Source organism: Bartonella sp. TT67HLJMS (assembly GCF_042193375.1).
In the GTDB taxonomy this organism is placed as follows: domain Bacteria; phylum Pseudomonadota; class Alphaproteobacteria; order Rhizobiales; family Rhizobiaceae; genus Bartonella; species Bartonella grahamii.
In genome coordinates, this window is record NZ_JBHILP010000010.1 from 79,910 (window position 1) to 88,848 (window position 8,939).

The window sequence follows — 8,939 nt, forward strand, 5'->3', positions numbered from 1 at the left end:
AATACGGAAAAAGCAACAGAATAACGTATTTAACGAAATGGTCGATTATTCATGACAAATACCCACCAACAGAATCAGATGGCCAATGCTATCCGTTTTCTTGCTATTGATGCGATTGAAAAAGCAAATTCTGGTCATCCGGGCTTACCAATGGGGGCAGCCGACATTGCTACAGTCCTTTATACACAATTCCTTGCTCATGATCCTAAAAATCCTCGCTGGCCTAACCGTGATCGTTTTGTGTTATCGGCGGGGCATGGGTCTATGTTGCTTTATGCTCTCTTGTATCTTTCTGGTTATGAGGATCTCTCTCTTGAGGATCTCAAAAATTTTCGCCAATTAGGGGCAAAGCTTGCTGGGCATCCAGAATATGGGCATGTGGCGGGAATCGAAACAACCACTGGACCACTTGGACAAGGGTTGGCAAATGCCGTGGGAATGGCTCTTGGGGAGCGTTTGCAAAACGCCCGTTTTGGTGATCTCATCAATCATTACACTTACGCGTTGGTGGGCGATGGATGCCTTATGGAAGGAATATCTCAAGAAGCGATTTCCCTTGCTGGTCATTTGAAACTCAATAAGCTTATTGTGTTGTGGGACGATAATAATATTTCCATTGATGGAGAGATTTCACTTGCTGATAGTACTGATCAGATTGCGCGTTTTAAAGCTTCTGGTTGGGAGACACATAAAATCAATGGGCATGATCAAGCAGCAATTGCACGGGCTATTGAGGCGGCACAAAATTCCGATAAACCAACTTTGATTGCTTGTAAAACAACAATTGGTTTTGGAGCGCCAAATAAAGCGGGGACTAATAAAGTTCATGGAGCCCCTTTGGGCGCACGAGAAATCACTGAAACCCGTATCGCTTTAGGGTGGGAGGCTGAGCCTTTCGTTATTCCAGCCGATATTCTCGATAGTTGGCGCTTGGCTAGTCTCAATGCTGCTAAAAAACGTCAAAAGTGGGAAGCAAAATTTGCTGATCTTCCTGTCTCAGAGCGTGTGGAGTTCGAAAGATTGATGCGAGGCGATCTCGTGGGTGGATTTGATGGCGCTATTGATACTTATAAACAAAAACTGGTTGAAGAGCGCCCCGTTGTTGCTACGCGTAAAGCTTCAGAAATGGCTCTTGAAGTTATCAATGAAGTCGTTGTTGAGACCATTGGTGGTTCGGCTGATCTAACCGGATCTAATAATACAAAAAGCAGTCAGATGAAAAGTATCTCTGCTGAAGATTTTTCAGGGCGCTATCTGCATTATGGAATTCGCGAACATGCAATGGGAGCCGTGATGAATGGTCTTGCCCTTTATGGCGGTTTTATTCCTTATGGGGGAACCTTTTTATGCTTTTCTGATTATATGCGTCCTGCTATGCGGCTCTCTTCTCTTATGGGATTGCGGGTGATTTATGTCATGACTCACGATTCTATTGGTCTTGGTGAAGATGGTCCGACCCATCAACCCGTGGAGCATTTAGCTTGCCTGCGCGCAATGCCTAATCATCTTGTGTTCCGCCCTGCTGATGCTATGGAGACAGTCGAGTGTTGGCAATTGGCTTTGAAAGCACGCAAAACGCCTTCTACTTTGGCTTTGAGTCGACAAAATCTACCGCTTTTGCGTCAAGAGTATGAAGAAGAAAATCTCTGTATGCTCGGTGCTTATGAATTCCTAACAGCTAGTGATGATGCACAAGTGACGCTGTTTGCTTCTGGTTCGGAATTGCAAATTGCGGTGGAGGCACATGCGGTGTTAGAAGAAAAAGGCATTCCAACGCGTGTGGTTTCTGTGCCTTGTTTTGAACTCTTTTCTCAACAATCTCTCTCCTATCAGCGTGCTCTCATTGGAGATGCGCCGATTAAAATTGCCATTGAAGCTGCTGTCGCCCAAGGATGGGACCGTTTTATTGGCTGTGATGGTGTGTTTATTGGTATGGAGGGCTTTGGGGCAAGTGGAACAATTGATGCCCTTTATGCGCATTTTGGTATTACTTGTGAGAATGTGGTCGCCACTGTTGAAAAAGAGCTTGGAAAGATCAAAGAGGAAAAAACAAAATGACAGCTTGTGTTGTCATGAATGGGGTGGTTTTAGGGTATCATATTCTGTGCAGTGTTCTGGATGATCTTGTGCATTATTGTGGATAAGTGAGTGAGTGATCAAGATATTGACATTGTGGGAATTAATGATTTGGGATTGGTGAAATACCCATTTATTGTGTTTTAAATGTTGTGCTTAAAAAATTGATGAGGAAACATGTGAAATGACAGTTCGTGTTGCAATTAATGGGTTTGGTCGTATTGGTCGCAATATTTTACGTGCACTTGTGGAAAGTGAACGGAAAGATATTGAAGTGGTCGCAATTAATGATTTGGGATCGGTGGAAACAAATGCCCATTTGTTGCGCTATGATTCAGTTCATGGGCGTTTCCCTGGGACCGTTAAGGTGGTAGGGGATGCCATTGATGTGGGGGGTGGTTTAATAAAGGTATGCGCAGAGCGTGATCCTGCTCAATTGCCTTGGAGAGATTTGGATATTGATATTGCTTTAGAATGTACGGGCATTTTTACTGCGCGTGATAAAGCAAGTGCTCATTTGGATGCGGGGGCAAAGCGTGTTCTTGTTTCTGCGCCTTCTGAAGGAGCAGATCTTACGGTCGTCTATGGGGTTAATCATCAATCTTTAAGCAGCGAGCATCGCGTTGTTTCAAATGCTTCTTGTACAACCAATTGTTTGGCGCCTGTTGCACAAGTCTTGCACAACACGGTGGGCATTGAAAAGGGCTTTATGACAACAATCCATTCTTATACGGGTGATCAACCTGTGTTGGATACAATGCATCGTGACCTTTATCGTGCACGTGCGGCAGCTCTTTCTATGATTCCTACCTCAACAGGAGCGGCAAAAGCTGTGGGATTGGTCTTGCCAGAATTAAAGGGATTGCTTGATGGTGTATCGATTCGTGTTCCGACCCCTAATGTTTCTGTGGTTGATTTGACATTTACCGCTAAGCGTTCCACAACAATCGAAGAAATTAATACAGCCATTGCTATTGCTGCACAAGGTCCTTTGAAGGGCATTTTGGATTATACAGAAGAAAAACTCGTGAGTTGTGATTTTAATCATAATCCTCATTCAGCTATTTTCCACAACGATCAAACAAAAGTGATTGATGGTAAGCTCTGTCGCGTTTTGGTTTGGTATGATAATGAATGGGGCTTTTCTAACCGTATGAGTGATACGGCTGTGGCTTTTGCTAAGACAATATAAGAGGACCTCAGGGTCCTCCTTTTTATAGGAAAAAGTCTCATTTTTGTACAATTTTGAGAAAAACAGATAGAGGCTGTTGTTCTCATGCGCTAGAGAGAAGAAACTATTGAAAAATTGATGATGTGTTTTGTTTTAATACTGGGTCAATACGTGCTTTTAAAAGCTGCATGAAAGAGTAAACTTTGAAAAAGTAAGATCTGAACGAGACACTCTTTGAGAAAACGTCAGAAAACAAGAGATGTAAATTCTTTTGCCTAGAAGTAAAAGGAAGCTTTAATAGAGATCAAGTTGAGCCAATGCATTTGTTTGCTACAATGGAATATGAAGATTAAGAGCAATGAGTGGCTTTTGTACATTTGATGATGAAAGCTTTGGCTTTTCAAACAGAGGGTGAGAGATAGGCTGTCGTGGATCTCTTGTAAAAGCAAAGAGGGGATAAGTGGAAAGAAAAGTGGGCAGGGTTGTTGGATGCGTTTTTATTTGAAACAATGGAAAGTGAAGAGGAAGCAGTGATGGGGTTTCGTACACTTGATGATGTTGATGTCACTGGAAAACGTGTTCTTGTGCGGGTGGATTTTAATGTGCCAATGGCGCAGGGTAAGGTCTGTGATACGACACGCTTAGAGCGGCATAAAGAGACACTCGTTGAGCTACAAAAGCGGGGTGCTAAACTTATTCTGCTTTCTCATTGTGGTCGCCCCAAAGGAAAGGTAGAGCCAGAGTTTTCACTCCGTCCTGTTGTGCAAGTGCTGGAAAAGATCATTAATAAGCCTGTTTCTTTTGCTCCTGACTGTATCGGTTCGGTGGTGCAGGTTGCGGTTGAGTCATTACAAAATGGGGGTGTTTTACTGCTTGAAAATGTTCGTTTTTATGCTGGTGAAGAAAAGAATGATTGTTCTTTTGCGGAAGCTTTGGCTCATAATGGGGATCTCTATGTCAATGATGCTTTTTCAGTTTCTCATCGTGCCCATGCTTCGGTGGAGGGAATAACGCATTTGTTGCCTTCTTATGCAGGGCGCTCTTTGCAAGGTGAGATGCAGGCGTTAGAAAAAGGACTTGGCAATCCAACACATCCTGTGGTTGCCATTGTGGGAGGAGCGAAAGTTTCCAGCAAGCTTTTTGTGCTCAATCATTTGGTGGAAAAGGTTGATCATCTCGTGATTGGTGGGGGCATGGCTAACAGTTTTTTAGCAGCGCAAGGTGTGTCTGTTGGTAAGTCACTGTGTGAACATGCACTGATAGACACGATAAAAAAAATCATCAAAAAAGCGCAAGAGTGTCAATGTACTCTTCTGCTTCCTCAGGATGCTGTCGTTGGATTTCGCTTTGAAAAAGATGCACCGCATCGTCTTTATGACATTGAAGATATTCCACAAGATGGCATGATATTGGATATTGGGACACGCTCTATTGCGCATATCAATACTGTGATAGATAAAGCTGCCACTCTTGTATGGAATGGACCCCTTGGTGTTTTTGAAATGTCTCCTTTTGATAAGGGGACCATTGCAGTTGCACGCCATGCAGCAGAACGTAGTTTGACGGGAAAGTTGGTTTCAATTGCGGGAGGGGGCGATACAGTTTTTGCTCTTAATCATGCTGGTGTTGCCAATGATTTTACTTATCTCTCGACTGCTGGAGGGGCTTTTTTAGAATGGATGGAAGGTAAGGTTCTGCCTGGCATTCTTGCCCTTATGCAGGCTTAGAGAGTTTATTGAAAGAGCAGCTTTAAAAAAGAGCTGTGTGTCGTTGTGTAGGCTGTGTTTAACGTGTTGCGCACTTTTGGAAGTTTTAAGACAAAATGAAATTTTAAGACAAAATAAAGAGGAATTTTTTATGAATGAACGGCTTGAAGATATTGCACTTGCTTTGGTGCATGCGGGTAAAGGTATTTTGGCGGCAGATGAAAGTACGGCGACCATTGGAAAGCGATTTGAAAGCATTGGTGTTGAATCCAATGAAGATAGACGCCGTGCGTATCGTGAAATGCTTTTTAGTACAAAAGAAGCAATGGAAAGCGCCATCTCTGGGGTTATTTTATTTGATGAAACCATTCGGCAAAAAGCATCAACTGGGAAAATGTTGACGGATCTTATTCGGGATGCAGGCGCTTTGCCAGGGATTAAAGTTGATACCGGTGCAAAACCTTTGGCCGCTTTTCCACAAGAGACAATTACCGAAGGGTTGGATGGTCTTCGTGAGCGGCTAAAAGACTATTATGCTTTGGGAGCACGTTTTGCTAAATGGCGTGCGGTGATTGCTATTGATGAACACACTTTGCCAACAAGAGGCGCAATAAGACAAAACGCACAAGCTCTTGCACGCTATGCTGCTTTGTGTCAGGAGTTCAAGATTGTGCCGATTGTTGAGCCCGAAGTGTTGATGGATGGACCATCGTGTGGGCATTCCATTACACGCTGCTTTGAGGTGACAAAAGCTGTCTTACAGACCGTCTTTAAAGAATTGTTTGAAGCTCGTGTTCTTTTGGAGGGGATGATTTTAAAACCCAATATGGTGATTGATGGAAAGGATGCCCGCAACGCTTCTGTTGAAGAAGTTGCTGAAAAGACCGTCCAAGTGCTTAAACAGACTGTTCCTGCCGCTGTTCCAGGAATTGCTTTTCTTTCTGGAGGACAGTCTGATCAGGAAGCAACGGCGCATTTATCTGCCATGAATTCTTTGGGCGCATTGCCTTGGAAATTGACTTTTTCTTATGGACGGGCATTGCAAGCAGCTGCTTTAAAAGCATGGGCTGGAAAAGATGAGAATATTGCTGTTGCACAGAAGGCATTTAGTCATCGGGCTTTGATGAATCATCTTGCGGCTTTGGGACAATGGACAACAGAACAAGAAAAAGCGTGCGCTTGAAGCACAAGCCTTATACCTAAATGCGGAGAGGTTTTACATGTTTCTGCGTGATTTTGGGTGCCCTCATCATGATAAAAATGGCGGGGGCGTTTTAGGCTTGAAAGCTTTCTCAGAGAGTTTTCTCCTTGGACCTTTTAAAAGTCTCTAATGGGTACTATCGAGAGATAAGATTGCGCAAGAGGTGCGATTTCGGGAAGGGGAGATGGTGCTTTAAAGGAAATTTGTGAATGCGCAGCATCTTAGTATGGTGTCGTTCATGGGTGGGCACTTGCTTTTTGAATGAAAATCATAAAGCTAAGACTGTATTGAATAGTTTGATCTTGTGATATTTTTTCTTTTTCATGTTATCATTACTTGTCATCAGCAGAATTCATTTGATTGCAGTTTCAAAGGTGGATTAAGCGGGTAGATTAGAGAGTTGCGATGTCTGAGTGGATTTTAATATACAGCTTATGAAGTTTTTGTGCGTCAGGATAGCTTTCTCTGCAAGGTGGGTGGCTTTTTATTGACGAACGGATTGAATAACTCTTGCTAACAAAATAGATTTGCATCTCAATAAAACACCTATTTTTCGTTAAAATGAATAAATTTTTCTTGTATTTTATGATGATATAATTACAAATAGCTAATTTTACAGCATTTTGGTTTAAAATGGGGGGAGTTGTGGACAGCATATCTTCTAAGAATACAAGCACAAAAAGAAAAAATCGATACGCAGAACAGAGCTTTTCTGTAATTATGATGCGAAAATTGTGCAATATGGTGCGTAGAACATTCGCTGTAATATTTGGAGTGTTTACTTTCATAATTTTTCTTATCCTGTTCAGCATGCGTGGACCGGTTCATGCCGTACTAAGATTCTTTGCGGGTGCGAGCGGATTAACGTGCTTTTTCTTTTTTGTCGGATACTACTTGGAACGCCGCGAAGCAACAGCAGATGAAGCCGGTATATCGTTCACATTACTCGTAGCAATTGGTGAAGGCGTTTTTTCTATTTGCTGCCTGTCTGCTTCATGGGGTTACGACGCTCTCTTATTCCGTTTAGCACCTCCTGAGTATGAAATTATGCTCTTTGAATAAATAGAGTGCAATTCGTTTGTGTATAAATCAAGATGAGAGGCTGTCTGCCTCTCAAATTCTTAATAATCGCTCTCCAAAATCGTAACATTAGACCTGCGTTTAATGAGAGGACTAACAAGCCTTGGTCCTTAAGCTCAAGAAAATTCTTTAAAGGTTGCGTCTAACGGCATCCTTGACCTTAAGACACCCAAACGGCTTATTTTGTTTTTCTCATGCGGTTCTGAAATCATGATTAAGGGGAAAGCTTCTCATGGTGCCTAAATGGTACCTTATCGTGTGTTAAATGGAAAAATCAGAAAAAGCATTTTTATGCAATATAATCCAATTATGATTTTTTGATTTAAACATAAAGGACTTAAAGTCTTCTACAAGCTGATACGATAAAAGGGGAAAATCGCCTATACTTAGCAACTAGGGCGTATTTTAGGTGCTTTTGATATAGCTATATCTCCAGATGACTTTGAATGACTTATCCTTTTAGCTCTATTCACTAAAAGGTCATTTTGAGGGTTCTTGGTTAATGATTGTAAAGGAAAATTAGCACGTAATATTTAGCTTTGCTGGTATAGATGCTGAATGAGTTAATTATCCAGAGGATCACTGAAGAGGGAGTGTTAAAAAATGATGGAAAAACCTCTGTACCTCGGTGAACTCGTGGTTGAAGATATAATTGTAGAACTTGGCTTATCTGTGACTGAAACAGCTGAACGGTTTGAAAGGGTTAGGGTGTCAGTTTTGCAGACGCTTAGCTCACTATACAAAAAAATTATGATTTGGTGTAAGCTTTAAAACATAAATACCTTAAAAATATATCCTTTTTGTACATGTTTCTATCATCGTTAATGTGCCTTCTTAAAGCACGACAGGGGGTGGCTATAAAATTGAGGGCTGTAAATATAAATGATGGCGTTGGTGGTGGTGTGGGAAGATGGTGTCCAACTAAAGTTACGCTATCCTTATTTTTATAGGCTATGACTGGAAGAAAGAGCTGGAGAGACAATTTGTGAGCAACGAGAAAGTGTTTTAAGGATGCGTGTCTGCAAGAGCAAAACAGTGGTTGTGGTGATATTTACAAACAATAAATTTGATAAAATTTTACGATTTTGCCAACAGCTGGTTTATTATAAAAGCTGTTGCTTATACGCGCTCACAAAAGTTATAAGAAGCCCAAAAGCGCTAAAAGAGTTTTTGCTCTTTTTCAATAGTACGGATCTGCAAACAATGTTCAAAAAGTGTTCGTTTTTTTGAAAGAGAATAAAAGGATACTCTTGCAGATGAGAAAAGCCTATTTGTGAATTACAATTTATCATGATTTTCGGTAAACACTATTGTTTAGGGCGGTGATAGAGGGTATGAAAAATTTTTCATATTCAGTTTTTTTAAGAGTGTGATCAGTCTTTAGGGTAGAGCTTGTACCTAGCCTATCAAGTGGGCCGCATAAGGGCTTCCTCGGTAAGGCGAGCACCATTATACTCTTTGCCAGTCGTATACTCTTTCCAGCGCTCCAATGTTGTGACAGCCCTTGGTATTTAAAGGGATAAGAGAGGCATTTTGTTCTTTTTTGTACAGCTTCACTCCACACACTAACTCTGCTTGTGATGTGCAAGCCAAGAGATTTTGTTTGATTCACTATGAGGGTTTGACATGAGAAAGTCCTATGGTATTCATGATCTCTCATGAAAAACAATGAATTACTCTTATAAATCAACGTGACAGTGCTGTT

At 41.6% G+C, this 8,939-nt stretch carries 5 protein-coding genes; all 5 read left to right on the plus strand.

Annotated elements, in window-relative coordinates; all coding sequences use genetic code 11:
- Positions 1-51 precede the first annotated feature (51 nt).
- The 5 genes from tkt to ACFIJQ_RS06915 all read left to right on the plus strand — a co-directional run bounded on the left by tkt (position 52) and on the right by ACFIJQ_RS06915 (position 7,216).
- Positions 52-2,058 (plus strand): transketolase, encoded by a 2,007-nt coding sequence (gene tkt, locus ACFIJQ_RS06895; protein WP_273787674.1) that lies wholly within the window; start codon positions 52-54, stop codon positions 2,056-2,058.
- Between the two features lie 202 nt (positions 2,059-2,260).
- Entirely contained in the window at positions 2,261-3,268 is a 1,008-nt protein-coding gene (gap, locus tag ACFIJQ_RS06900; RefSeq protein ID WP_375629369.1) for a type I glyceraldehyde-3-phosphate dehydrogenase, read from the plus strand.
- A 512-nt stretch (positions 3,269-3,780) separates the two neighbouring features.
- Complete coding sequence (locus ACFIJQ_RS06905; RefSeq protein ID WP_273787745.1) at positions 3,781-4,974, plus strand: phosphoglycerate kinase; 1,194 nt, start codon at positions 3,781-3,783, stop codon at positions 4,972-4,974.
- 130 nt (positions 4,975-5,104) lie between these two features.
- Positions 5,105-6,136, plus strand: a complete 1,032-nt coding sequence (locus ACFIJQ_RS06910; RefSeq protein WP_375629372.1) for a class I fructose-bisphosphate aldolase — start codon at positions 5,105-5,107, stop codon at positions 6,134-6,136.
- A 912-nt stretch (positions 6,137-7,048) separates the two neighbouring features.
- Positions 7,049-7,216: a hypothetical protein gene (locus tag ACFIJQ_RS06915; protein WP_273787677.1), complete on the plus strand. Its 168-nt coding sequence runs from the start codon at positions 7,049-7,051 to the stop codon at positions 7,214-7,216.
- The last annotated feature ends 1,723 nt before the right edge of the window (positions 7,217-8,939 follow it).